Consider the following 23,895-nt stretch of genomic DNA (forward strand, 5'->3'; position numbering starts at 1 on the left):
GTCCCGGGGTTGGCCGCACGGCGCGCCGCCCTGACGCTGCTGCATGGCGTGACGGTGCTGGGCCGCGCCCTGGACCCGATGCTGGATCGGGCGCTGGCGGGCCTTTCTCCAAGCGATCGCGGCCTTGCCCGGGCGCTGGTGAGCGGCGTGCTGCGAAACCTGCCCGGCCTCGACGCGCTGATCGATTCCGCCTGCCGCCAACCGCTGCCGGCGGATGCGCGCGCCCGGCAGGTGCTGCGGATTGCGCTCGCGGGCCGACTATTGCTGGACACCCCGCCGCATGCCGCCATCGCCACGGCGCTGCCGCTGCTGGAGGGTGGGCCGCGCCGGCTGACGCACGGCGTGCTTTCCACGCTGTTCCGAACGGAGGCGACCCTGCCGGAGCCCAGCGTCCCACGGGCCTGGGCTGACCGTTGGCGGGAGGCCTGGGGCGAGGCGGAAGTGGAGGCAGCCGGCCGGCGTCTCGGCACGATCCCGCCCACCGATCTCTGCCTGAAGAACCCCGCCGATACCGGCCAATGGATGGAGCGGCTGGGAGCAACCAGTCTGATGCCGGGCCATATCCGGCTGAATGGCTCGCAATCGGTCGACACGCTTGCCGGCTATGCCGACGGCGACTGGTGGGTGCAGGACATAGCCGCCAGCCTGCCGGCGCGGCTGCTGGGAGATGTCGCCGGAATGGCGGTGCTCGATCTGTGCGCGGCGCCCGGCGGCAAGACGATGCAGCTGGCCAGCATGGGGGCGCGGGTTACTGCGCTCGATATCAATGCCAGCCGCCTGAAACGCCTGCGCACCAATCTGCAGCGCACCGCGCTGCAGGCCGACGTGGTCGAGGCCGACGCCCGCCAGTTCGATCCGGGCCGGCAGTTCGACGCCATCCTGCTGGATGCACCCTGCTCGGCGACGGGCACCTTCGGGCGGCATCCGGATCTCTTGTATCTGAAGGAAAGGCTGGATCTGGCGCCGCTTTTGAAGCTGCAGGCAGAGCTATGCGCACGTGCCGCCGGCTGGCTGAAGCCGGGTGGGCGGCTGGTCTATGCGGTCTGTTCGCTTGAGCCCGCGGAAGGGGAGGGGGCATCCCCTCCCGCGGGACTCTTGTCCGACCCTGTGTCGGACCACGAGCTCCCCGAAGGCCTTGCGTCTTCTTCGGGGGGCACCGTACGCACCCTGCCGTCGCTTTGGGGGGAAGCTGGCGGGGCGGACGGATTTTTCATCGCTCGCTATCGGGCGCCTTAAGGTTTAGCGGCAGCGCACATTTCCCTTGTTCAACTCGTTGCCGAGCACCGCGCCAAGCGTTCCGCCGATCACGCTGCCCAGCCGCTTGTCGCCTTCGCGGGCCAGCACATTGCCCAGGGTTCCGCCGGCCAATGCACCGACGATCAGGCCGGTTGTGCCATCCTGGCGGCGGCACTGGACCTGTCCGTTGGAACCCCACCAATAGGGCGCGGAACTGTTGTAGCTGGCGCCGCGATAGACGGGATAGTTGTTGCCGTAGCGATAGTCGGGGGCATTGTAGGAATAGACCGGCCCGCGGCGCTGGGCATAATAGGCATCCCGGCGATTGTCGGCGCGAACGCCGTCGCGATAGCCCTGCCGATAGGATTGGGCGTTGTCGCGCCGGTCGTCGCGGCGGTCATACTTGTCATAGTGCCTGCCGTTGTGGCGGTAGTCGCGATCGCCATGCCAGCGCCGATCGTCGTCGGCGAACGCCGGGCCGGCGAGGCTCAGCGTGGCAAGGCCGGCAGTCAGTGCAGCGTAGGCGGTTCTCATGACACGGTCCCTTCTCTTGTTGTGCCGGCAGGTTGCATGATTAGCGCTTGCAACAATCTGAAGTCCTCATTCATCCGTTGGAAAGCCGGGTATCGATTGGAAACCCAGCTGAAGGGTTTAGACTGATGCCGATGTGGAAATGGATCGCGCGTGGCCTGGGATTGCCTGCCTTTGCAGCGGGCGCACTGGCAGCCGCCTATGCAGCCGGCCCTCCATTGGGGTCCGGAGGCGTCGCGCCGCTGGATATCAGGGCGGTGACGGTTCCGCTCAACCGTTCCGATCCTTCGGCGGACCGCGTCGGCCGTCTGCGCTATCTCGGCGGCATCGACCTCAGCTCCAGCGACATCCGCTTTGGCGGACTGTCCGGGATGCTGTGGGAGCCCGCGTGCAATCGGCTTCTTGTGGTCAGCGACACTGGAATTTGGGTGGCGCTGGAGACGCTGGAAGAGGGAGACTTGCTGCGGGGCATCCGGTCGGCCTGGATTGCACCCTTGCTGGATGACAAGGGCAACGCGCGCACCAGCAAGGTCGACGCGGATGCGGAATCGCTGGCGCGAACCGCTGACGGCGCCACCTGGGTATTCTTCGAACAGCGGCATCGCGGGGAACGTTATCCCGGACTGACGGCCTGCACACCTGAAACGCTGGCGACCGCGCCGGATCTGGAGTTCGTTCCAGACGTCGCGAAGGACTGGCCGCGAAATGGTGGGATGGAGGCAGTGGCGACGAACGGCGACCGAATTGTCGCGATATCCGAGGAGGCGCCCGGCAAGACCGGCGGACGGATGGGATTCTCCAGCGAGCGCGGCCAGTCGATCCTGACCTTCGATTGGCAGAACCCCGACGGGCACTCGCCGTCGGCGATGGACCAGCTGGACGGCGATACGATGCTGGTGCTGCACCGGCGCGTGGGGCTGCTGACGGGGTTCACCGTGGTGCTGAGCGAGGGGAGGCCGGGCGTTCCGGGCGATGTCCCACGCGAATTGGCGCGGCTGGCGGCGCCCTATACGGTCGACAATATGGAAGCGCTCGCCGTCCGCAAGGAAGGCGAGCGCCGATTCGTCTACATGCTGTCAGACAATAACTTCATTCCGTTGCAGCGAACCATCTTGCTGAAGTTCGAGCTGCTGCCGGAAAAGTGATTGGCTCAGGCGGCAGCTTCCGAAGCCTTCTTGGCCTCCGACACCTTGGAAACGTCGCGCTTCAGGCGACGGGCGCGCAGGCTGAGATCTTCGCTGCTGGTCTTCAACAGCCAGTTATCCAGGCCGCCGACATGCTCGACCGAACGCAGGCCATGCGTGGAGACGCGCAGGCGCACAGAGCGGCCCAGCGCTTCCGACATCAGCGTCACGTTCTGCAGGTTGGGCAGGAAGGTGCGCTTCGTCTTGTTGTTGGCGTGGCTGACATTGTGGCCGACTTGACGACCCTTGCCGGTGAGCTCGCAAACGCGCGACATGTGACGTGTCCTTAAAGGCTGAAATCATGCTGTTGGCCGGGCTGACCCCGCCGAAAACGAGCGGGGGCCATAGCTGCCGCGACCCATATCGTCAAGTGAATGCAGATAATCCGGGGGCAATAAACCCCGTTAAACCCCCTCGCGCACTGCAAACAGACGCACAGAACCAAATCTACGCATGCCGGGTAGACCAGCCTTACCTGCCGTGCCAATAAACCAAAGTGCCCGTTTACGCCATCCATTGCATAGACAAGCCGCAGCAGCGTGAGCTGCGCGCCTCCACTCGGGAGCAGCATCTCGCCTATCTGGAATCGGCGATCGAGCAAGTGCTGGTCGCCGGGCCGCTGCTGGACGACGAAGGCTTGCCCATCGGTTCCATGCTGCTGATGGAGTTCCCGGATCGCCGCGCGGCCGTCGCCTTTGCAGCAGAGGACCCCTATGCCCGCGCCGGCCTGTTCGCCAGCGTGGCGGTCACCGCCTGGCGGCAGGTCTTTCCCCGGCCCTGAAGGCTATTCCACCGCAGCGTAGATCATGCTGCGCAGCTGCCGCCGCACCGGATAGGTCGACGACGGGATCAGCTGGGTGAGGAACAGCACCGTCAGATCCTCTTCCGGATCGATCCAGAAAAAGGTGGAGGCGGCTCCCCCCCAGAAATAATCGCCGTTGTTGCCGGCAACCATCGTCTTGTGGACGGCGGTGGTCACTGCAAAGCCAAGGCCGAATCCGACGCCGTCATACGCCGCCTCGGAAAAGGCCGAGCGCGACAGTTGCGGCAACGATTTGCCGTCGGGCAGGTGGTTGGCCGTCATCAGCTCCAGCGTCTTGCGCCCCACCAGTCTCGGAGTGCCGGTGCGCAGCGCCTCGGCGAATTTCAGATAGTCCGCCGCCGTCGAAACCAGCCCGCCACCGCCGGATATGAAGGCAGGCGGCTTCAGGAACGGCGACGTCTCCGCCTGATCCTGCACATCCATGCCGCCGGTGCGCGAAGGCTGATAACAGGTGGCCAGCCGGTGTGCCTGGCCGTCGCGCACGCTGAAACCGGTTTCCGTCATCCCCAGCGGCCCGAAGATGCGCTGCGCCAGAAATTGCTCGAACGGCTGGCCCGAAACCACCTGCACCAGCCAGCCAAGCACGTCGGTGGCGACCGAATAGTTCCAGAAGTCGCCGGGCGAGAATTCCAGCGGCAGCTGCCCCAGCAGCTCGATCATCCGCTCCAGCGTGATGTCGGTCTTCTCGATCTCGCCAATTCCCAGCCGGCGATAGGCGGCGTCGACGTTGGTATTCAGCTGGAAGCCATAGGTCAGCCCGGCCGTGTGGCGCAGCAGGTCGATCACCTGCATCGGCCGTGCCGGGGGGGCGGTCTTCCAGCCCGTCTTCAGCGTGCCGCCCTGATAGACCTTCAGGTCCTTCCAGGCGGGAATATAGCGGTGCACCGGATCGTCGATCTGCAGCTTTCCCTCTTCCACCAGCATCATGATGGCGATGGAGGTAATGGGCTTCGTCATCGAATAGATGCGGAAGATCGTATCCTCGGCAACCAGCCGCCCGGCGGCGACATCGGCCATGCCCTGTACGGAACTGTGCACCGTCTCGCCCTTGTGGAGCACCTTGAGCACGGCGCAGGGCAGGCGGCCGGGGTCGAGATAGGCGGATTTCAGAAAGTCATCGATCTTGCCAAGGCGTTCGCGATCAAGCGGCATGACTCTCCCTTTGCATCCGTCTGCGCAATTGCGTAGCAGGGCGCCGCAAAGTGACAAGAGGCGTTACGGCGCAGGTTTCAGGCGGGCGGTTAGCTCAGCGGTAGAGCATCTCGTTTACACCGAGAGGGTCGGGGGTTCGAAACCCTCACCGCCCACCATTCCACGACAATTTCCGCGGCTTACGCAACGGCAACCTGTTGCAGTGCAGCAACAGCCGCCGGACATCCTGCGTACTGGCCGCAAGCTTCATGGCTGAGCCCTTCAACTGCAACAAAACTGTCATATAAGCCCGTCATTGCGACGCCAACGGAGCGTCAAGCCGTTGCTGCCATTCGATTCGCGTTAACTGTTGCTGAATCCGGGAACTGCCCGGGCGAGCGCTGTCAGTCTAACTGCCAAAAGGAATTTTGCTCTTATGTCACTCAGGCTAACGTCTTTCGTCTGGGCAGGTCTCCGCCTCGGCGCTTCCGCTTCCGTCCTCGCGCTGGCCGCGACGTCCGCCTATGCGCAGGAAGTTGCCGGGACCATCCGGGGCGACGTGCAGGACGAAAACGGTGCTCCGCTCGCCGGCGCCACCGTCACCATCGTCCACACGCCGTCCGGCACGCAGACGGTTACCTCCACCGGCGCAGGCGGTACCTTCAACGCCGCCAACCTCCGCATCGGCGGCCCGTTCGACATTGTCGTGACGGCCCCCGGCTTCGAAGAGGCCAAGGCAACCATTTCCAGCGTGTCCGCCGGCCAGCCGCAGCGGATCGCCGTGGTGCTGGTCTCGGAAGGCGCGACGATCGAAGTGACGGCGGCACGCGCCACCTCCTCGATCGCCATCGGCACCGGCCCCGCCACGCTGCTCAACGCCGAAGACATTGCCGGCGTCGCCAGCGTCAACCGCGACATCCGCAGCCTCGCCAACCGCAGCCCGTTCGTGCAGCTCGATCCCACCAATGGGACAGGCGCCATCTCGATCGCCGGTCAGAACAACCGCTTCAACCGCATCACCGTCGACGGCATCGGCTTCGGCGACCCGTTCGGGCTGGAGGCAGGCGGCCTCGCCTCGGCACGCGGCCCTGTTCCGCTGGACGCCATCGGCCAGTTCTCCGTCGAAGTAGCCCCCGCCGACATCCAGCAGGGCAACTTCCAGGGCGGTGCCGTGAACACCGTTCTGAAGTCCGGCGGCAACGACTATGACTTCACCGGCTTCTACAGCTTCACCAACGACGGCATGGCCGGCAGCCGCAGCCGCGACACCCGCGTCAAGCGCGATTTCGACTCGAAGATCTGGGGCGTGCAGGCCACCGGCCCGATCATCAAGGACAAGCTGTTCTTCGCCGTCACCTACGAGCAGACCAAGAACACCTCGCCAGCCGATGTCGGCCCCGCCGGCGAGGATTTCAGCACGACGCTGAACGCCGTAACCCGTGCCCGGGTAGACCAGATCCAGCAGATCTCCGACTCCGTCTACAGCTATGATACGCTGGACGTCGCCACTTCCGTTCCCGAGAACGACAAGAAGCTGGCAGCCAAGATCGACTGGAACATCACCGAAAAGCACCGCCTGGCGCTGACCTACATCTACGCCAACGGCGACCTGCTCGCTGGCCAGACCAGCACCAACCAGGCGAACGCCACCAACCCGACGCTGGCGCTGCAGTCGAACAACTATTCGCAGGGCTCGATCAACCATTATGGCGTTGCCCAGTTCAATTCCGACTGGACGGACACCTTCTCGACCCAGATCCGCGCCAGCTACAACGATTACAAGCGTCTGCAGGTGCCGTACAACGGCCGCGACTTCGGCCAGTTCCAGGTCTGCCTAGTCGACAACGCCACCGTCGGCGCCCCCACCCCGAACTGCCCGCAGAACATCGGCCGCATCCAGTTCGGCCCGGACGTTTCGCGTCAGGCCAATGAACTGTTCGTGCAGACCCTTGGTCTCGAATTCCAGGCCCGGCTGCGCAAGAACGACCATGACGTGAAGGTCATCGTCGAGCGCCGCGAGCAGGAGTTCAACAACCTCTTCGCCCAGAACGTATCGGGCAACTGGCGCTTCGATTCGATCGCGGATCTGCAAGCACAGCGTGCCAACCAGCTCGTCGTCTCGACGCCCACGAGCGGTGACATCAACGATGTCCGGGCCTTGTTCGACAGCATCACCTGGACCTTCGGCGTGCAGGATATGTGGGACGTCAACCCTGACCTTTCGGTCATGTATGGCGTGCGCTACGATCTCTATCAGGCGAGCAACCGCCCGGTGTTCAACCAGGCCTTCTTCAACCGCTATGGTTTTGCCAACAACAGCACGCTGAATGGGCGCGGCATACTGCAGCCGCGCTTCAACGTGAACTATCGCGCCAACGACCGCCTGAGCACGAAGCTGACGGCCGGCCTATTCGCCGGTGGCAGCCCGAGCGTCTGGATTTCGAACAGCTACTCCAACCCGGGGCCACTGCTTGCGACCGCCACTGTTTCCCGCGCCGCCAACGGCACCTTCACCATCGCCGGCCTCACCGGCCTGACGCCCGCGGAAATCCAGGCCCTTGGCGCCCAGACGCTGAACAACGTCACCGGCGGCACCGGCGTCCCGAGCGACCTGCTCACGCGTCTGCAGACGGGCGGCTCTTCGCTGGCGACTACCAACGCCATCGATCCGAACCTGGAGCTGCCGTCGCAGTGGCGCCTGGCCGGAACCGTCGACTATGAAGCCGACCTTGGCCCGCTGGGCGATGACTGGCAGTTCGGCGCAGACGTCATCTGGTCGCGCGTGAAGTCGGCCCTCACCTGGACCGACCTGCGTTCGGTGACCAACTCGGTGCAGGGTACGCTGCCGGATGGCCGCCCCCGCTACATGCAGCTGGGTGGTGGCGCCGCCTCGGGCAACCAGGATCTGCTGCTGACGAACACTGATCGCGGCTACAGCTGGAACCTCATCGGTCGCTTTGACAAATACTGGACCAATGGCTTCTCGATCAGCGGCGCCTACACTTGGCAGCGGGTCCGCGACGTCAGCCCGGCAACCTCGTCGACAGCAGGTTCCAGCTTCGGTCAGGCAGCCGCCAGCGATCCGAACCAGAGCGCCTACGGCATCTCCAACTACCAGCGCGACAGCGCTATCCGCCTGAATGCCGGCTACCAGAGCGAACTGTTCGGCGACAACCTGAGCCGCATCGACCTGTTCTTCAACTCGGTGTCCGGCCAGCGCTACAGCTACACCTTCCAGGACTCCACCTCGAGCCGCTCGGCAGTGTTCGGCACCACCGGCCAGAACGACCGCTATCTGCTGTACGTGCCCGACGTCTCCAGCATTGGCGCCGACCCGAACGTGCAATATGGCGCCACGTCGACGCAGTCTGCACAGCAGGCGTTCGAAGCCATGCAGGCACTGGTGCAAGGCAGCGTGCTGAACGGCTATCAGGGCAAGATCGCGCCGAAGAACATCGGCAAGTCGCCGCGGTTCAACAAGATGGACATCCGAATCAGCCAGGAAATCCCGTTCGTGTTCGGTGGCAAGGTGCAGGTGTTCGCCGACGTCGAGAACTTCCTGAACCTGATCAACAAGGACTGGAACTCGCTGCGGCAAGTAGCCTTCCCCTATCTGGCGAACGTGGCGAGCGTGAGCTGCGTCGGTGGCGCCAGCACGGGCACACCCTGCACGAAGTATGTCTACTCCAACGTGCGGAACCCCTCGCTTACGCAGTACAACAACTACTCGCTCTGGCAGGTCCGGCTGGGCGTCCGCCTCAGCTTCAACGGGCTCTGACCGTCAATCAGCTGAGAAACGGGGCGGTCGCGCGAGCGGCCGCCCTTTTCTTTTGTACCTGCTTCCCTTTTTCCGGCGAGGCGGCTAGCAGGCGCCTTCCGTTGCCCCTGTGGCGGAATTGGTAGACGCGTCCGACTCAAAATCGGATGCCGCAAGGCTTGCCGGTTCGATTCCGGCCGGGGGTACCAACGGAAAGGCACAATGCCGCATCACGCGGCGAGTATCTGCTCCAGTTCTTCCAGCACACGCCCCAGCCTGTCGGCGAGATCAAGCGGCATGCGGTCGGCGGTAATCGCCAGCGACGGGCCGAGCCGTTCCATGCAGGATCGCTGAACGGCAGCGCCTTCCCAGGTGATCGTCACCAGCTTTCCACGCCCGTCGGCCGGGTTCCGGCAGACATCCACCAGCCCTGATCTCTGCAGGCGGGCTACCGTTGTCGTCATGGTCTGCTTGGTGACGCCGAAGCTGCGCGCAAGCTCCAGCGGGCCGCTGCCCTTCTCCTCCTTCACCAGCAGGCCAAGCACCCCAAGCTGGGCGAGCGTCAAGCCGGGGGGCAGGGCGGCCTCGATCCGCGCCCGGCCAAGCTGCTCCACGCCCGACAGGCGAACCAGAAGATCATAGAGCGAGCGTTCGGCCGCAGTCAGCAAAAGCGCCTCCGTGGATATCCCAACTGCTATTGTCAGGCGCCGAACCAGTCAACATCCGGTGATCGATCGATTGAATGAGAATTATTCGCAATATCATCTTGCCGATCCCTCACCGACATATCATCTTGCCATGTGCCGCTCGGGATGGTTGCGGGCGACTGGCAAGGAAGAGGCAATATGCGCCGACTGGCAAAGACGGCCAGCTATTGGGTGGTCCACATCAGCGTGGCCGTCAGCGTCGCATGGGCGCTGACCGGCAATCTGAAGGCGGCCCTCGCCATCGGCCTGCTGGAGCCATCCGTGCAGGCCTTCGTCTTCTATTTCCACGACATGGTCTGGGAACGGAAATCCCGCGGAGCAGAGCCGGAGCCAGCTGTTTAGGCGTTCACGCCCTAGGCAGCCGGATAGTCCGGCTTCGGCTCGTTCAGGCGCATGGCTGCAAGCCGCCAGGAAAGCCCGTCGCGCGCAAAGACAAGCGCAGGGCCGCTGCCGTCCGGCCGCGTTACCTCGAAATGATCGAAGCCAAGCCGGGTGATGCGATGCTCCGGAATGCCCAGCACCGACAGGCTTTGCAGCCCGATGGGGCCTACCCAGTTTCCGGCCGCACCAACCGACGCCAGGGCCACCCCTACGCTTTCCGGCGAAACCGCGCTGTCCACCATCTGATCGACAAATCCCAGCGCCATGCCGATGCCCAGCACCTTCAACGAGCTGGCCGGCGCATCGCCGGCCTGGGTATAAAGCCGCGCGCGCAGTTCCGATTTCAGCGAAGCGCGCAGCGACGGGAAATCGACATGCGCGGCAAAGGCGCCAGCATTGCCATCGACGGCGGCCGCCTGCATCTGCGTCAAGGTATAGCGCGGTGAAGTTGCGTACCAGCAGCCGAAGGCCACAATGAAAATCGCGACGATCGCAGCAACAAGAAGAAGCGCGTGCCGAAGCATGCGGCGGGTGAGAGTCATGATGGGAGGAGACCTTGGCGCCTATGAGCGAATGATCGGCCAATAGTCGCGCCAATCCAAACCAGTGCTGAACGAATTCGAGCAGGAACTGGGCGAATTGCCTGGGGGGTCAGCCTGCCAGCGTGTGGATCAGCGGGGTGCCTTCCAGCACGCGCTGAATCGGGCATTTGGCGGCAATCTCCAGAAGCTTTTGCCGCTGCTCGGCGGTCAGCGCATCGCCGGTGAGGGTAATCGTCTTGGTAAAGACATCCTGTCGCGCGCTGCTGGCGCCTGCACCGCCCTTCCGGTGCGTAAGCGTCACGGCAACATGCTCCAGCGGCCACTTCTGCTGCAACGCATACCAGCGCACCGTCATCGCCGTGCATTCGCCCAGCGCCGAGGTGAGGAAATCCATCGGCGCCGGCCCGGTGCCGCCGCCGCCGAAGCTGACGGGTTCATCGCCGGTCAGCGCATAGCCGGAAACCGCAATCTCCACCTGATAGGCGCCGTTGCCCGTTTCCCGGACTTCTGCGGTGGTCAGCTCGTCAGCCATTCTGTTCCGCTCCCTGCAGTTCCACCTGCCTGCGCCACGCCAGATACTTGTTCATTTCGGCCCGCAGCGGCTTCGCCAGCATATAGACGGCGATGATATTGGGGATCGCCATCAGGAAATAGACCGAATCCACGAAGTCCACGATCTTGCCCAGCTCCAGGATCGCCCCCAGCGGCAGGATGCAGCAGAAGGCGAGCTTGATGAAGAATTCCCGCCGCCGGCCATGGCCGACCAGATGCTGGAACGCTTCCGCCGCATAGAAGCCGTTGGCGATCACCGTTGCATAGGCAAACAGGAACACGGCCACAGCCAACAACATCGGGAACCAGGCGGAAATGGTTGCAAAGGCCGCGGTAGCGATGGCGACACCTTCCAGCCCGCCATTGGTCGCCGGGTTCCAGGTATCGGCAACGACAAAGGCGATGCCGGTAATGGTGCACATCACCACCGTGTCCATGAAGGGCTCGATCAGCGCGACCAGCCCCTCGGACGCCGGGTGCCGCGTCTTTGCCTGCGCGTGCGCGGCAACCGCGGTGCCAAGCCCCGCTTCGCAGCTGTAGATCGCCCGTCGCATACCGGTGACAAAGGCGCCCAGCATGCCGCCGAACACGCTCTGCGTGTTGAACGCCTCGGAAACGATGAGCCCGATGGCGCCCGGCACCCGTTCCAGGTTGAAGAAGATGATCGACAGGCAGCCCGCCATGAAGATGAACGACATGGCGGGAACCAGAACCGATGTGGCCCTGCCGATCCAGCGGATGGAGCCCAGCAGCACCAGCGCCACCATCACCGCAAAGACGATTCCGAACGCCAGGCGGTTATCGAAACCCAGCTGCTCGGCCATCGGCGGGTAAGCCTGGTTCACCTGAAACAGCGACAGCGATCCGCCAATCATCAGCAGCGCATAAAACAGCCCCAGCCCACGCCCCAGCCTTGGCCAGCCCAGCGAGCCAAGCCCGCGCTCCATCGTCACCCAGGCGCCGCCCTTTACCCGCCCGCCGGGCAGGATCTCGCGATACATCAGCCCCAGCGTCACCTCGGCGCATTTCAGGCCCATGGCAAAGATGCCGATGATGAACATCCAGAAGATGGCGCCCGGCCCGCCCACGGTCAGCGCCACACCGATGCCGGCGATATTGCCAAGGCCTATCGTGCCCGACAGCGCCGTTGACAGCGCCGCGAATTGGGTGACTTCGCCAGGCGCGTCCGGATCGAAATAGCGACCGCGCAGAATACGCCACGCTTCCGAGAAACCGCGAACCTGCGGGACTCCCAGCCAGAAGGTTATGAACACCATCGCAAAGGCAAGCCACAGGACGATCAGCTGGATGTCGATGCCGCCGACGGAAACGGTGAAGAAGACGAAAGAGGACAGCCGGTCGATCGCGGCGTCGATGACTTCAATGGCGCTCATTGGGCTCCGGTCGGGGCAGGTGTGGCGGTTACTGGTGCGGGTGAAAGCTTCGCTTCGATACGGCCCAGCATCCAGGGCAGGAAGGGGTTGGAGCTGACGCGCGCAAGGCTGGCGGGCGAAATCGCCAGCACGCCATTCTCGCCGCGCGTCGCCAGCGCCCCCAGCGCCACTCCTTGCGGGTCGTCGGGGGAGGGATCAGCGCCATAAAGCCCGTCCGACAGCGGGAAGGGCAGGGCGACATGCCCCAGCGAGAAGAAATCGCGCCGATAGGGAATGCCGATCGGTTCATCGACTGCTTCCGACGATCCCGGCGCATAGCTGCGCACGACCGTTGCGGCATCGCCCGGCGCCACATTCGCCACCACGCTCAGCCGATAGCGGTGCCCGGCCGCCGGCCGCAGCCGATCCAGCGCGGTCTGCGCGGACTCGCGCACCATCGGCCCGACATAGGCGGCGCGGTTGATGTCGAACAATACCAGCTCCGAACCGTTGGCTGGCAGATGCGCATAGAGATTGTCCACGACGGCAGGCGCGCTGACGGTGGAATCGACAACCGACTGGAAGGTCAGGATGGGCGGCAGACGGCTCATCCGACCGCTTGCGCGCGCGGCCTCGATCTTCTCGCCCAGTATCACTGTAACGCGGTGCGATTCAGCCCCGGCCTTCACAGGGAAGCTATTGTATTTGAACGGATTATATTCCGGAACGATATCCAGCCAGGCCGCCTTTACAAAGGCCGGGAACACCGAAGGCATCGCTGCCAGCCCGGCAAAGCGCGCAAAGCGCGTCAGGCCGATCATCGGCGAGACCAGCACCACCTGCTGCGGCGCACCCAGCGCCGGATTCTCGGTGGCATCCAGCGTGTGGATCATCGCCAGCGCCGCACCGTTGGAATAGCCGGCGATGTGCAGCGGCTTGCCCGGCGCGCGCCGCATTGCTTCGCGCACGGCAAGCCGCGTCGCCGCCTGCCATTGTTCGGCACCCGCCTTGGTCAGGCCGGCGGGCACCGTGCCATGGCCCGGCATGCGGATAGCCACCACGGTCCAGCCGCGCTGCTGGTACAGTTCCCCAACATGGCGCAGGCTATAGGGGCCGTCGGTAAGGCCGTGCAGCAGCACCACTGCGCCCTGCGGTTGCCCCACCGGATCCAGCGTGAAGCTGCGGTTCCAGTTGCGGCGCAGGTTGGCAGGGTTCAGCGGCGAGCCAGACCAATAGCGGTTCTGCGGAACCTGCTGATGCTTTGGCAGCACGGCCTGCACGTCGGTTTCGACAAAGCGAAAAGCCGCGTCTTCCGCCTTCAGCCACTGTGTCCAGTCCATCGCGTCGATCTCGTCCGCAGACGGCTCGGGGGGCACCAGCCGGTGCCAGGGCTGCAGCTCAGGCCCGCGCAGCGATTGCACCGCGCGTACCAGAAAGACGGCGGCCAGAAGCAGCAGCGCTCCAACCAGCACATATTTGACCGTGGCTATGACGAAGGACATGCGCTTGCGTAGCCGACAAGTCGCTGCCGGCGAAAGCGCTTTCATGCGATCGCCGCGAAAGCTGGAGCTTTGCCGGCAGGCACCCTATCTTTGCGGCATGGCGCCCGATGTGCTGAACTGGGTCCAGCCCCGCCCCGACGGGCTGTATCTGCCCACCGCCGATGCGTGGATCGATCCGTCGCACGCCGTGGCGCGCGCCATCGTCACCCACGGCCATTCCGATCATGCCCGCGGCGGTCATGCCAAAGTCTGGGCAACGGCTCCCACGCTCGACATCATGGCTGAACGTTATGGCAGTCAGTCCGGCGGCCATCCGCTGGGTTATGGCCAGCCATTCGAGCTGGGCGGCATCCGGATCAGCCTGCACCCGGCCGGGCATGTGCTGGGGTCGGCGCAGGTGCGATTGGAAAAGGACGGCGCAGTGGTCGTCGTCTCGGGCGACTACAAGCGCCGCGCCGACCCAACCTGCGCGCCGTTCGAGCCGGTCCCCTGCGACATCTTCGTGACCGAGGCGACCTTCGCGCTGCCGGTCTTCCGCCACCCGCCGGCCGAGGCGGAGGTGGCCCGCGCGTTGGAGATGCTGGCCGCCAACCCCGACCGCTGCCTGCTGATCGGCGCCTATGCGCTGGGGAAGGCGCAGCGCGTGGTGGCGCTGCTGCGGGCCGCCGGCCACAGCCAGCCGATCTATCTGCACGGCGCGATGCAGCGGCTGATGCAGCTCTATCAGCAGCACGGCATTGACCTCGGCGAGCTGCGGCTGGTGGCAGACGCGACGGCGGAAGAGCTGAAGGGCAGGGTAGTGATGGCTCCGCCCTCCGCGCTTGCTGACCGCTGGAGCCGCCGCCTGCCGGATCCCATCACCGCCATGGCATCGGGCTGGATGCGCGTGCGCGCCCGCGCCCGCCAGCGCGCCGTCGAGCTGCCGCTGGTGATTTCCGATCACGCCGATTGGGACGAGCTGACCGCCACCATCCTGGAGCTGCGGCCCAAGGAGCTGTGGGTGACGCACGGCCGCGACGACGCGCTCATCCACTGGTGCGAGATGCACCAGCTGAAGGCCCGCGCCCTGCACCTCGTCGGCCGAGAGGACGAGGCTGAATGAGCGCCCCGAAAGATGACGCCGAGTGAGCGGGCTGTCCGGTTTCGCGGAACTGCTGGATTCCCTGTCGTTCACGGCGGGGCGCAATGCGCGGCTGAAGCTGATGGCGGACTGGTTGCGCGATACGCCCGATCCGGATCGCGGCTGGGGCCTCGCCGCTCTCACCGGCGGGCTCAGCCTGCCGGGCGTGAAGCCGGCGCTGATCCGCGGCCTGATCGAGGAACGGGTCGATCCGATGCTGTTCCGCCTCTCCTACGATTATGTGGGGGACCTCGCCGAAACCGTCTCGTTGCTGTGGGAGGGCAAGCCGGAAGCCGACCCGCCGGGACTTGCCGAAGTGGTCGAGCGCCTGCGCTCCCTCTCCCGCAGCGAAGCGCCGGCGGCTCTCTCGGCCTTGCTGGACCGACTGGATGCCACGGGCCGCTACGCTCTTCTGAAGCTCGCCACCGGCAATCTGCGGGTGGGCGCCGGTGCCCGGCTGGCGCGCGTCGCCTTTGCGCAGGCGTTCGGCGTTTCGCCGGACGACGTGGAGGAGCTCTGGCATGGGGTAGAGCCGCCCTATGCCGAACTGTTCGCCTGGGGCGAGGGCAGAGGGCCGCGCCCGGATCTCGCGGCGCTGCCGCTGTTTCGCCCGTTCATGCTGGCGCATCCGCTGGAAGATCCCGAGGCGCTCGACGTCGCGGCCTATGCCGCCGAATGGAAGTGGGACGGAATCCGCGCCATGGCGGTGCGGGTGAACGGCCAGGTTCGCCTCTATTCGCGCGATGGCAACGACATTTCCGCCACCTTCCCCGAAATCGCGACCGCTCTGCAAACCGACGCCGTGATCGACGGCGAGCTGCTGGTGCGCGGAGAAGGCGCCGTCGGTAGCTTCAACGCCCTGCAGCAGCGCCTCGGCCGCAAGACCGTGTCGGCAGCGATGCAGGCGCAATATCCGGTGCTCCTGCGCTGCTACGACCTGCTGTTCGACGGCGCCGAGGATGTGCGGGAGCTGCCGCTGGGGCAGCGCCGGGCGCGGCTGACGCAAGTGGTGGAGCGGCTCGATCCAACCCGTTTCGATCTCTCGCCCGATCTGCACGCGGAAACGCTCGAAGACCTTGCCCGTCTGCGCGCCGAACCACCCGACCCCGCCATCGAGGGGCTGATGCTGAAGCGGCGCGACAGCAGCTACAGCGCCGGGCGCCGCGCCGGCCTCTGGTACAAGTGGAAGCGTCCGCCCCTGACGGCCGATTGCGTGCTGATGTATGCTCAGCGCGGGCACGGCAAACGCTCCAGCTTCTATTCCGATTTCACCTTCGGCGCCTGGAGCGCGGACGGGCAGCTGCTGCCGGTGGGCAAGGCCTATTTCGGCTTCACCGACGCGGAACTGAAGTGGCTGGACCAATGGGTGCGCACGCATACCACGGCCCGCTTCGGGCCGGTGCGCGAAGTGGAAAAGCAGCTGGTGCTGGAGGTGGCGTTCGATTCCATCGGCCCCAGCAGCCGCCACAAATCCGGCCTCGCCATGCGCTTCCCGCGCATTTCGCGCATCCGCACCGACAAGCCGGCGGCAGAGGCCGACAGGGTGGAAACCTTGCAGTCGCTGGCGAAGATGGCGGATACCGCCTGAGCGCGCAGCAGTCTCCGGCGAAAAACCGACACAAGTGGTGAAGGCATCTGGAAAAGCGCGCGGCGGCGCGCTAGCCATTCGGTCATGTTGCGTATCCTTGGCCTCATTTTCGCCCTGTTCCTGGGCGCTTCGCCGGCCCTCGCCTGGCGTGTCGCAGAGACTCCGCACTTTCGCATCTACAGCGAGGGCAGCGTCCAGCGCCTGCAGTCGGATGCGGCCGCGCTGGAGGACTACCACCGCCTGCTGGAGCTGCTGACCGGCAAGAAGTTCTCCGCCGACGCACCACCACTCGACATCTACATGATCGATGGCCGCAAGGAGATGCAGATTTTCGTGCCGAATGTGTCGGACTCCATCGCCGGCATGTACATGGCGACACCCGGCGGTATCCTGGCACTGAGCGAGGAAGGCAGTGTCAATCCCGCCGCCTGGAACAGCGGCCGGCAGACCTTGCTGCACGAATATGCGCACCATTTCATGATGCAGACGGGCGGCACGGCGCCAGCCTGGTACGTCGAGGGCTTCGCCGAATATCTGATGACGGCTACCTTCAAGCCCGACAAGGTGGAGTTCGGGCTGGGCAATCCCGGCCGCTTCTATGTGCTCACCAGCATGCCATGGATCGATCTCGAAAAGCTGCTGGGATCGGAAGGCCGGAAGACGCCCGATCAATTCTATGCGCAGAGCTGGTTGCTCACCCATTACATGTTTCGCAATCCGGAAATGGCGCCGAAGTTGAAGGAGTATCTGCGCAGGGTCTCCAGCGGCGAGGAATCTGTGTCTGCCTTCAAGGCTGCGGTCAGCGAAGATCTCCCCGCATTCCAGCGCGAACTCCGGCGCTACATGCGTTCCAGCAGCATGACTTACAGCCGCCTCAAGCGCGAACCTCCGGGGAAGGAGGAGATCCGTATCAACTATCTTCCCTCGTCGGCCGAGAAAATCCTGCTGCCGCTCGCTTCGATGCAGTTGCCGCAGAAGAAGGAAACCGACGAGCGCAACCTGAAGCGCATCCGCGATGCCGCCGCGCGGAATCCGGGTGATCCCTATGCCGAAAAGGCGCTGGCAATCGCCGAGGCGATCGGCGGCGACGGCAAGCTGGCGGCGGCGAAGCTCGATACCCTGCTCGCGCAATTGCCGAATGATGTGGACCTGCTGCGCTGGCGTGCCTCGCTGTATCTGGACAATGACAAGCTTGCGGACGAAGATCGGCTGAAGGCTCGCAGGCTACTGGTTCGGGCCTTCAAGCAGGTGCCCAATGATTGGCAGGTGCTGCTTGCCTATGTGGACAGTTTCGATAGTGGCGAAAAGCTGCCCCCCAATGTTCTCGACGTTCTGTTGAAGGCAACCATGCTGGCTCCGCAGGTGAGTGAGCTGGGTGTCAGGGCCGGTTTCGAGCTCGCGAGGGCGGGCAACTATTCGCTCGCCTACGAGATTCTGGCGCCCGCAGTGCTGAACCCGCACGGCAAACAGGAATCCTCGATAGAGAAGCTGCTGCAGGCGCTGAAAACCGGAGAAAAGGGGCAGGTCGACGCCGCCTTCGAGGCGTTCGAGAAAAAGGGCGTTGAGGTGCCCGACCTGCCGACAATCCCCGAGCCGGGACCCGCTGCGCACCAATAGTTCACAAATCCGTAGCCCAGACACGCTTTCCGCGAAGGTGCGCCTTGGTTAATGCTGCACTTGCGTAAAGAGGAGTCGGACGCGGTGCTTCGCCTATTGGCTGCCCTTTGCCTTTCGCTGATGGCGTCGCCGTTGCTGGCCGGCTGGGTGCGGGCGGATTCCGAACATTTCCGGGTTTTTGGCGACACCTCCGAGGATCGGGTTATCGAACGCGCCGCCGTGCTGGAGGATTTTCACCGCCTGCTGGTGGACGTGACCGGGCGCAACCTCCCGGCGGGCGCGCCGCCGCTCGACGTGTTTCTGGTGGACAGGATTTCCGACGCAACCCCCTGGCGCAAGCTCGCCCCCAATGTCGCCGGCTTCTATCGGGCGGATAACGGCCGGATTTCCGCTGTCGCCCTCGATCGCGGGCCGGCCACCGGCGGCGATCTGGGCGGGCAGGAAATCCTCCTGCACGAATATGCCCACCATTTCCTGCTCGGCTCGGGCAGGCTCGGCTATCCGGCCTGGTATGTCGAAGGCTTCGCGGAATATTTCGCAACTGCAGGCTTCAGCCCGGACCGCATCGAGCTGGGGCAGGTCAGCAGCAATCGCGCCGCCTGGCTCAGCAAGGGGAACTGGCTGCCGCTGGAGCAGCTGCTGTCGAATCAGACGACGGGGCAGGCCGCCGGCTCGGGGATGTTCTATGCGCAGAGCTGGCTGCTGACCCATTATCTGTTCCGCAGCCCCGGAATGCGGGAAAAGCTGATCGCCTATCTGAAGGCAACGGGCGCCGGCGACGATCCGGTAGCGGCCTTCCGGGCGCATATCGATCCGGATCTACCCGGCTTCCAGCTGAAACTGCGCCGCTATCTGGAAACCCGGGCGACCTACAGCAGCTTCGACCGGCCGGCAGCCACCCGGTCAGGCATCCGCGTCACCCAGCTGCCGCCATCGTCCGAATCCTTGCTGCTGCCGATGGTGGCGCTGGAGCATGGAATAGCACCCTCGGCCGGGCCGGAAGCGCTGCGCGACATCCGCAGGCTGGCGGCGCAGGAGCCGCCGGACGACCTCTCCCGCCGCGCACTCGCCCTGGCAGAGCTTCAATATGGCAATGCCGCAACGGCGGCAGCCCGGCTGGATGCCCTGCTGGCGACCCATCCCGGCGATCCGGACCTCCTGCGCTGGCGTGCCACGGCCGCGCGCCTGGCGGGCGGCAATGCAGGTGCGGAGCAAGCGCGCGGCTGGCTTTCCAAAGCCTATGCGGCAGCTCCCTCCGACTGGCGCACCTTGCATGCCTGGGCGCGGCTCTATCGGCCGGTCGACGGGCCGCTGCCGCCGCAGGCGCTGGAGGTGCTTCTGCGCGCGCACCAACTCGCCCCGCAGGTGAGCGAGGTGGTTCTGGATACCGCGGTGGCGCTTTCCTATGCCGATCGCATGGACGAGGCAGCCGCCGTGCTGCAGCCGCTCGCCTGGTCGCCGCACGGCGGCCCGGCGGCCGACGTCGCACGTCAGCTGCTGGCAAGGGCCCTCGCGAACGACCGGCCGGGTCTGCTGAAAGAGGTGGAGGAATTCCGCCGGCAGCGCAGCCCGGTGACGACGGTGGTCCAGAGCAGGAACTGAAGCGGATCAGTCCTCGCGCCGATAGCGGATCAGGCCTTCCTGAACCACGGTGGCGACCAGCTGGCCCGATTGGCTGAAGATCTTGCCGATGTTCAGCCCCCTGCCGCCGCTTGCGGCGGGGCTCGCCTGATCGAACAGCAGCCACGCACCCGGATTGGGCTGCTGGTGAAACCAGATCGCATGGTCCAGGCTTGCCGCCTGCAGCTTCGGGTCGGTCCACGCAACCGCATGCGGCAGCATGCAGGTGTCCAGCAACGTCATGTCGGTGGCATAGGTAAACAGCGCCGCGCGCACCGCTATGTCTGCGGGCACCTCGCCATCGGCCCGGAACCAGTTCCGGGTGAACGGCGGATAGGATTCCGGCTTGAACGGGCTGAGAGGTGACACCGGGCGGAATTCAAACGGCCGGTCGCGACTGGCCCAGACGGAACGCCACGGCTCGGGAATGCGGTCCCCCGCCTTTTCGTGCAGCTGGCGTTCGTTCAGCAGGCCATCGGGGCCGGTCGTTGTCGGCATCTCGTCCTGATGCGCAAAGCCCTCTTCGACGGTCTGGAAGCTCGCCGCCAGAGAGAAGATGGCCCGGCCGTGCTGGATGGCGGTAACCCTGCGCGTGGTGAAACTGGCGCCATCGCGCTCGCGGTCGACCTTGTACAGGATGGGAATGCGCGGCTCGCCCGGGCGGATGAAATAGCTGTGCAGCGAATGCACCGGCCTGTCCGCCGGCACCGTTCGCTGCGCGGCCGCCAGTGCCTGCGCCACCACCTGCCCGCCATACACGCGCTGCCAGCCTTCGTCGGTATTGGTACCGCGATACAGGTCGACTTCGATTTCCTCGACATCGAGGAGGCGGATCAGGCGCGCAAGCGGAGTGGGCATTGCCAGCGGTTAGGGCGGCTTGAAAGCGGTTGCAAGCGATGGTGGCGGTTGCAACATTGCCGGCGCAGCAGCGTTTCGCCCACAGGGGCAGCACAACAGAGGAGCCAGCGATGACGCACATTCTCGGCATTTCGGGAAGCCTCCGCAAGGCCAGCTTCAACACCCGTCTGCTGCATTGCGCGGCCTCGCTGGTGCCCGATGGAGTCAGCTTCACCGCAATGACGATCGAGGGCATCCCCCTCTACAATCAGGATGTCGAGGACGCAGAGGGCATTCCGCCAGCCGTCACGGCGCTGAAGGACGCGATTCGGGCCGCAGACGGCGTGCTGCTGGTGACGCCGGAGTATAACAACTCGATGCCGGGCGTGTTCAAGAATGCGATCGACTGGGCATCCCGCCCGCCGCGCGACAGCGCCGGGGTGTTTCGCGGCCGCAAGTTCGCGGTGATCGGCGCTTCGCCCGGCGGCTTCGGCACGATCCTGTCGCAGAACGCCTGGCTGCCGGTGCTGCGGACGCTGGAAACCGACTACTGGACCAGCGGCAGATTGATGCTCTCCCGCGCGGGGCAGGCATTCGACGCCGATGGCCATCTCGCCGACCCGGAGCAACAGGAGCAGCTGAAGCGCTATCTGGCCGGCTTCACAGCCTTCGTCAGAGGATGAAGTTCGCCGCCGCGCTTCTGGCGCTGCTGCTGGCCGGTGCAGCTGCCGCTGCGCCGGCTGACAAGCCGGTGAAGCTGCCCGACGGCCGCAAGCTGAACCTCTGGTGCGAAGGCAAATCCGGCCCTGCCGTCATTCTGGATTCCGGCTGGTCCGCCGATTCCCGCGCCTGGGGCAGGGTGATCGCCGGCCTGAAGGATGATTTTCGTGTCTGCGCTCAGGATCGCGCCGGTTCCGGCCTCAGTGACGCGGGGCCGCTCCCCCGCGACGGCGAAGCCGTTGCGCGCGATCTCCACGCCGCGCTGGAGAAGTCCAGATTGAAGGGCCCCTACATCCTCGTCGGCCATTCGCTCGGCGGCCTGAACGTCCGCCACTTCGCACGTCTGTGGCCCGAACAGGTTGCAGCCATGGTTCTGGTGGACCCGAGCCTGCCCTACAACGGCCCGGCCGCCGACATTCCTCCCGCGACGATGGCGCGCACCTGTCTTGCCGTGGCCAGGGCCGGCCCGTCTGCAGAAGGCGAGCCGCAGCCGGCGCGCTGCCGCACCAGCAAGCCGGAACTGGCCGCCGTCCGCTGGGAGGCGCGGCTGTCGGAAATCGAATCCTTCCAGACCACGACGTCGTCAGGCCTTTCGCAACAGCAGCCGGGCAGCCTGACGATGCCGCTGATCCTGCTGGCCGCTGGCAAGGACGCGCAGGCCGCGCCCAGATTCGAAGCGCAGAAGCAGCAGGCCATGATCTCGACGCGCGGCTCAGCCGAGTTGGTTCCGGATTCCGGCCACATGATGATGTTCGATCGCCCCGACGCCATAATCGCCGCGATCCGGACGGTCGCGGACGAAGCTAGAACTCCGCCACCTTCGAAGGGGGAGTGACCGGCAGACCGTCGATGCTGCGGGTGCGCGTGCTGACCTTTTCCATCCGGGCGAGCGGGTCCTGCTGGGCGTGATATTTGCGCAGCGTCTGCCGCTCCTGGTCGAACGACATGAACGGCACGGCCCAGCCGCAGCTTTCCTGAACGCTCTCGACATGGATCAGGAAGATCTGCCGCGCGCCCGGCAATGGCGTGAACTGCTTTGCCACCTCCGCCCAGCGCGGGTCCTGCGGCAGCACCGCCTCGCCCCGTCCATAGATACGGAAGATCAGCGCCGGCTGGTCAAAGGCGCAGAACATCAGCGTGATGCGCCCGTCCGCCGCCAGATGCGCATGCGTTTCGTTGCCCGATCCGCCCACATCCAGATAACCGACGAGGTTCGGCGACAGCACACGGAAACAATCCATGCCCTTGGGGCTCAGGTTGATGCGCGCGCCCTCGGCCGCGGTCGCCACGAAGAAAACCGGCTGTTTCCCGACAAAATCCATGTGCCTGGCGTTCAATTCAGGAAAGAAATCAGCCATCGCCCATATCCTGTCGATTCAATCGCGGAACGGATCCCGCACCAGTATCGTGTCGTCGCGCTCGGGGCTGGTGCTCACCAGCGCCACCGGGCAATCGATCAGCTCCTCGATGCGGCGGATATATTTGATCGCCGCCGCCGGCAGATCGGCCCAGCTGCGCGCCCCTTGCGTGGATTCGCTCCAGCCTTCGAACCGCTCATAGACCGGTGTCGCCGCTGCCTGCTCGGTGGTGGAGGCGGGCAGATAGTCCAGCTTGCGCCCGTTCACTTCATAGCCGGTGCAAACCAGCAGCTCGTCAAAACCGTCCAGCACGTCCAGCTTGGTAAGTGCAATGCCGTTCACGCCCGACAGCGCGATCGACTGGCGCACCAGCGCCGCATCGAACCAGCCGCAACGCCGCTTGCGCCCCGTGACCGTGCCGAATTCGCGCCCGCGCTCGCCCAGACGCTGGCCAACCTCGTCGGTCAGCTCGGTGGGGAAGGGGCCAGAGCCGACCCGTGTGGTATAGGCCTTCACGATTCCAAGCACATAGCTCAGCGCATTTGGCCCCATGCCGGAACCGGCGGCCGCTTGGCCCGCCACCACGTTGGAAGAGGTGACGAAGGGATAGGTGCCATGGTCGACATCCAGCAGCACGCCCTGCGCACCTTCAAACAGGATGCGTGCGCGCTGCCGCGCCTTCGCCGCCAGCGTCACCCAGACAGGCGCGGCATAGGGCAGGATTTCCGGCGCAATCGCCTCCAGTTCGGCAACCAGCTGCGTCCGGTCGATCGGATCGACTCCGAAACCGGCGCGCAGCGCGTTGTGGTGCGCGAGCAGCCGGTCGATCTGCGGCGCAGCGCTGTCCAGATCGGCAAGGTCACACACACGCAAAGCCCGACGGCCCACCTTGTCCTCATAGGCGGGGCCGATGCCGCGCCGCGTGGTGCCGATCTTGCCGGCGCCGCTGGCGTCTTCGCGCAGCGCATCGAGGTCGCGGTGGAAAGGCAGGATCAGCGGGCAGCTTTCCGCCACCATCAGATTCTCCGGGCTGATCTTCACGCCCTGCTCGCGCAGGCGGGCGATTTCGTCTCGCAGCGCCCACGGGTCCAGCACCACGCCGTTGCCGATGCAGGAAAGCGTGCCGCGCACGATGCCGGACGGCAGCAGCGACAGCTTATAGACCTGCTCGCCCACCACCAGCGTATGCCCTGCGTTGTGGCCGCCCTGGAACCGCACCACCACATCGGCCCTGGCCGACAGCCAGTCGACAATCTTGCCCTTACCCTCGTCGCCCCATTGGGCGCCGATCACGACGACATTAGCCAAGTTACAAG

General features: G+C 65.2%; 22 protein-coding genes and 2 tRNA genes. 13 read left to right on the forward strand and 11 right to left on the reverse strand.

Translation table 11 applies throughout. The annotated features are described in order from the left end of the window. Nucleotides 1-9: 9 nt before the first annotated feature. Nucleotides 10-1,236: an RsmB/NOP family class I SAM-dependent RNA methyltransferase gene (locus IM784_RS01310; RefSeq protein ID WP_235976460.1), complete on the forward strand. Its 1,227-nt coding sequence runs from the start codon at nucleotides 10-12 to the stop codon at nucleotides 1,234-1,236. Nucleotides 1,237-1,239: 3 nt separating this feature from the next. On the opposite strand, the gene IM784_RS01315 is transcribed toward IM784_RS01310, so the two are convergent. Beyond that, complete coding sequence (locus IM784_RS01315) at nucleotides 1,240-1,770, reverse strand: glycine zipper 2TM domain-containing protein (protein ID WP_199553494.1); 531 nt, start codon at nucleotides 1,768-1,770, stop codon at nucleotides 1,240-1,242. 125 nt (nucleotides 1,771-1,895) lie between these two features. Here IM784_RS01315 and IM784_RS01320 point away from each other — a divergent pair, with 125 nt between their 5' ends. Beyond that, nucleotides 1,896-2,912: an esterase-like activity of phytase family protein gene (locus tag IM784_RS01320; RefSeq protein WP_199553495.1), complete on the forward strand. Its 1,017-nt coding sequence runs from the start codon at nucleotides 1,896-1,898 to the stop codon at nucleotides 2,910-2,912. Nucleotides 2,913-2,917: 5 nt separating this feature from the next. Here the strand turns inward: IM784_RS01320 and rpmB are convergent, their stop codons facing one another. Further along, nucleotides 2,918-3,226 carry a 50S ribosomal protein L28 gene (rpmB, locus tag IM784_RS01325; RefSeq protein WP_199553496.1) on the reverse strand — a complete coding sequence of 103 codons (309 nt, stop codon included), beginning with the start codon at nucleotides 3,224-3,226 and terminating at the stop codon, nucleotides 2,918-2,920. Nucleotides 3,227-3,447: 221 nt separating this feature from the next. On the opposite strand from rpmB, the gene IM784_RS01330 reads away from it, so the two are divergent. Further along, the gene (locus IM784_RS01330) at nucleotides 3,448-3,732 is read left to right on the forward strand and encodes a YciI family protein (protein WP_199553497.1); all 285 of its coding nucleotides are present in this window, start codon (nucleotides 3,448-3,450) and stop codon (nucleotides 3,730-3,732) included. Between the two features lie 3 nt (nucleotides 3,733-3,735). Here the strand turns inward: IM784_RS01330 and IM784_RS01335 are convergent, their stop codons facing one another. After that, nucleotides 3,736-4,926 (reverse strand): serine hydrolase domain-containing protein, encoded by a 1,191-nt coding sequence (locus IM784_RS01335; protein ID WP_199553498.1) that lies wholly within the window; start codon nucleotides 4,924-4,926, stop codon nucleotides 3,736-3,738. An 83-nt stretch (nucleotides 4,927-5,009) separates the two neighbouring features. On the opposite strand from IM784_RS01335, the gene IM784_RS01340 reads away from it, so the two are divergent. The 3 genes from IM784_RS01340 to IM784_RS01350 all read left to right on the forward strand — a co-directional run bounded on the left by IM784_RS01340 (nucleotide 5,010) and on the right by IM784_RS01350 (nucleotide 8,871). Next, nucleotides 5,010-5,084, forward strand: a tRNA-Val gene (locus IM784_RS01340). 257 nt (nucleotides 5,085-5,341) lie between these two features. Next, nucleotides 5,342-8,683, forward strand: a complete 3,342-nt coding sequence (locus tag IM784_RS01345; protein WP_199553499.1) for a TonB-dependent receptor — start codon at nucleotides 5,342-5,344, stop codon at nucleotides 8,681-8,683. Nucleotides 8,684-8,786: 103 nt separating this feature from the next. Then, a tRNA-Leu gene (locus tag IM784_RS01350) sits at nucleotides 8,787-8,871 on the forward strand. Between the two features lie 21 nt (nucleotides 8,872-8,892). Here IM784_RS01350 and IM784_RS01355 read toward each other — a convergent pair. Continuing rightward, nucleotides 8,893-9,330 (reverse strand): MarR family winged helix-turn-helix transcriptional regulator, encoded by a 438-nt coding sequence (locus IM784_RS01355; protein WP_199553500.1) that lies wholly within the window; start codon nucleotides 9,328-9,330, stop codon nucleotides 8,893-8,895. A 177-nt stretch (nucleotides 9,331-9,507) separates the two neighbouring features. On the opposite strand from IM784_RS01355, the gene IM784_RS01360 reads away from it, so the two are divergent. Further along, a complete protein-coding gene (locus tag IM784_RS01360; protein ID WP_235976461.1) occupies nucleotides 9,508-9,711 on the forward strand; it encodes a DUF2061 domain-containing protein in 204 nt (67 codons plus the stop codon). Between the two features lie 11 nt (nucleotides 9,712-9,722). On the opposite strand, the gene IM784_RS01365 is transcribed toward IM784_RS01360, so the two are convergent. The 4 genes from IM784_RS01365 to IM784_RS01380 form a co-directional block, all read right to left on the reverse strand. Beyond that, on the reverse strand, nucleotides 9,723-10,292 hold the full coding sequence (locus IM784_RS01365) for a DUF2939 domain-containing protein (protein WP_199553501.1): 570 nt from the start codon (nucleotides 10,290-10,292) through the stop codon (nucleotides 9,723-9,725). A 109-nt stretch (nucleotides 10,293-10,401) separates the two neighbouring features. Next, nucleotides 10,402-10,824, reverse strand: coding sequence for an OsmC family protein (locus tag IM784_RS01370; RefSeq protein WP_199553502.1), 423 nt, complete (start codon nucleotides 10,822-10,824; stop codon nucleotides 10,402-10,404). Further along, the gene (locus IM784_RS01375) at nucleotides 10,817-12,238 is read right to left on the reverse strand and encodes an alanine/glycine:cation symporter family protein (protein WP_199553503.1); all 1,422 of its coding nucleotides are present in this window, start codon (nucleotides 12,236-12,238) and stop codon (nucleotides 10,817-10,819) included. The genes IM784_RS01370 and IM784_RS01375 overlap by 8 nt, the downstream gene beginning before the upstream one ends. Beyond that, nucleotides 12,235-13,719, reverse strand: coding sequence for an alpha/beta hydrolase (locus tag IM784_RS01380; protein ID WP_199553504.1), 1,485 nt, complete (start codon nucleotides 13,717-13,719; stop codon nucleotides 12,235-12,237). The genes IM784_RS01375 and IM784_RS01380 overlap by 4 nt, the downstream gene beginning before the upstream one ends. A 97-nt stretch (nucleotides 13,720-13,816) precedes the next feature. On the opposite strand from IM784_RS01380, the gene IM784_RS01385 reads away from it, so the two are divergent. The 4 genes from IM784_RS01385 (at nucleotide 13,817) to IM784_RS01400 (ending at nucleotide 19,646) form a co-directional block, all read left to right on the forward strand. Then, nucleotides 13,817-14,821, forward strand: coding sequence for a ligase-associated DNA damage response exonuclease (locus tag IM784_RS01385; RefSeq protein WP_235976462.1), 1,005 nt, complete (start codon nucleotides 13,817-13,819; stop codon nucleotides 14,819-14,821). A 31-nt stretch (nucleotides 14,822-14,852) separates the two neighbouring features. After that, nucleotides 14,853-16,427: a cisplatin damage response ATP-dependent DNA ligase gene (locus IM784_RS01390; protein ID WP_199554103.1), complete on the forward strand. Its 1,575-nt coding sequence runs from the start codon at nucleotides 14,853-14,855 to the stop codon at nucleotides 16,425-16,427. A gap of 84 nt (nucleotides 16,428-16,511) precedes the next feature. Further along, entirely contained in the window at nucleotides 16,512-18,044 is a 1,533-nt protein-coding gene (locus IM784_RS01395) for a hypothetical protein (protein WP_199553505.1), read from the forward strand. Between the two features lie 96 nt (nucleotides 18,045-18,140). Further along, nucleotides 18,141-19,646, forward strand: a complete 1,506-nt coding sequence (locus IM784_RS01400) for a hypothetical protein (RefSeq protein ID WP_199553506.1) — start codon at nucleotides 18,141-18,143, stop codon at nucleotides 19,644-19,646. A gap of 6 nt (nucleotides 19,647-19,652) precedes the next feature. On the opposite strand, the gene IM784_RS01405 is transcribed toward IM784_RS01400, so the two are convergent. Beyond that, nucleotides 19,653-20,522, reverse strand: coding sequence for an acyl-CoA thioesterase (locus IM784_RS01405; RefSeq protein ID WP_199553507.1), 870 nt, complete (start codon nucleotides 20,520-20,522; stop codon nucleotides 19,653-19,655). Nucleotides 20,523-20,632: 110 nt separating this feature from the next. Here IM784_RS01405 and IM784_RS01410 point away from each other — a divergent pair, with 110 nt between their 5' ends. Together IM784_RS01410 and IM784_RS01415 are read left to right on the forward strand one after the other, a co-directional pair. Beyond that, entirely contained in the window at nucleotides 20,633-21,184 is a 552-nt protein-coding gene (locus tag IM784_RS01410) for an NADPH-dependent FMN reductase (RefSeq protein ID WP_199553508.1), read from the forward strand. Next, nucleotides 21,181-22,056, forward strand: coding sequence for an alpha/beta fold hydrolase (locus tag IM784_RS01415; protein ID WP_199553509.1), 876 nt, complete (start codon nucleotides 21,181-21,183; stop codon nucleotides 22,054-22,056). The genes IM784_RS01410 and IM784_RS01415 overlap by 4 nt, the downstream gene beginning before the upstream one ends. Here the strand turns inward: IM784_RS01415 and IM784_RS01420 are convergent. Next, nucleotides 22,025-22,579, reverse strand: a complete 555-nt coding sequence (locus tag IM784_RS01420; protein WP_199553510.1) for a pyridoxamine 5'-phosphate oxidase family protein — start codon at nucleotides 22,577-22,579, stop codon at nucleotides 22,025-22,027. The genes IM784_RS01415 and IM784_RS01420 overlap by 32 nt on opposite strands. Before the next feature lie 18 nt (nucleotides 22,580-22,597). Then, nucleotides 22,598-23,887 carry an adenylosuccinate synthase gene (locus IM784_RS01425; RefSeq protein WP_199553511.1) on the reverse strand — a complete coding sequence of 430 codons (1,290 nt, stop codon included), beginning with the start codon at nucleotides 23,885-23,887 and terminating at the stop codon, nucleotides 22,598-22,600. Nucleotides 23,888-23,895: the final 8 nt, after the last annotated feature.

Origin of the sequence: Sandaracinobacteroides hominis (assembly GCF_016464365.1) — a bacterium.
Classification (GTDB): Bacteria; Pseudomonadota; Alphaproteobacteria; order Sphingomonadales; family Sphingomonadaceae; genus Sandaracinobacteroides; species Sandaracinobacteroides hominis.